At 63.4% G+C, this 1,119-nt stretch carries 2 protein-coding genes; both read left to right on the top strand.

The features are described 5' to 3' along the window. Positions 1–218: 218 nt before the first annotated feature. Positions 219–596: a hypothetical protein gene (locus tag IEW17_RS20600; protein WP_188563945.1), complete on the top strand. Its 378-nt coding sequence runs from the start codon at positions 219–221 to the stop codon at positions 594–596. 96 nt (positions 597–692) lie between these two features. Further along, on the top strand, positions 693–1,119 hold a 427-nt coding region (locus tag IEW17_RS20605; protein ID WP_188563946.1), incomplete at its 3' end, for a DDE-type integrase/transposase/recombinase.

Genomic DNA, 1,119 nt, shown 5'->3' on the forward strand with positions numbered 1-1,119 from the left:
CGCTGGGCGGCAAGGCCGCCACCGAACCCGTGGTGCGCTGGCGGCACAAAAGTTTGTCCACAAAGGCGATGGATACCCTAAACTGGGCCGCCACCTGATAAATGCGGACCCCTGGCAGGGCACAGGCGGCCACCACACGCTCCCGCAAATCAATCGAATACGCTTTCATACCGAAAAATAGGTGAAAATCTGTACACGGAACAGGAAACCGCTCTAAGATGGCCGTGGTGGGCGAAGTCGGCCGCGGCGAGCTGAGCTACAAACAAGCCCAACGGCGCTACGGCATCCAAGGCCGGAGCACGGTGCTGAGCTGGTGCCGACGCTACGCCAGCCATTTCGTAACTTTTCAGGCCGGTGGGTCCACCTCCCCCGTCGGCACGCACGCCGTGGACCCGACCCCGGAGCAGCGCATCAAGCGGTTGGAAACCGCCTTGCGCGAACAGAAAAAGCAGTATGAGAAGCAATTAAAAGACAGTACAGACCTGAATTTATTGCTGCGCACAATGTTGCAAGTGGTGGAGGAGGACCACGGTATCCCCTTGCCAAAAAAGTCTTTTCGCCGGCCGTTTCCCAGCTGGCGGATGAAAAAAGACTAGGCGTGGAGCGCAGTTGCCAGTTGTACGGCGTGAGCCGCCAGGGCTTCTACCAGCGTCGGCAGCGCCAGGCCCGCGCGGCCGCGCGGGCCCGAGGCCGTGCTGGTGCACGTGCGGGCCGTCCGCACCAAACTGCCGCGCCTGGGCACGCGCAAGCTGCGGCATAAAATTGCCCCGCTGCTGCGGGCGCAGGGCGTCGCCTGCGGGCGCGATGCCTTGTTCACCCTACTGCGCCAACACGGGCTCTTGATTGCCCCCAAGCGCAGCTACACGAAAACGACCGACTCGCACCACCGCTTTCACTGCCACCCCAACCTGGTTAAGGACGCGCCCAAGCCCAAGGCTTCTAACCAACTATGGGTCAGTGACATCACGTACTTGCCCACCCGCCAAGGCACGGTTTACCTGAGCTTGGTCACCGACGCGTTTTCCCGACGCATCGTCGGCCACCACGTCCACCCCAGCTTGCACACGGCCGGCTGCCTGGCCGCCCTGGACCGGGCCGTGCGCGGGGCCGGCCGGGCCG

This window comes from Hymenobacter frigidus (assembly GCF_014640435.1).
GTDB lineage: Bacteria > Bacteroidota > Bacteroidia > Cytophagales > Hymenobacteraceae > Hymenobacter > Hymenobacter frigidus.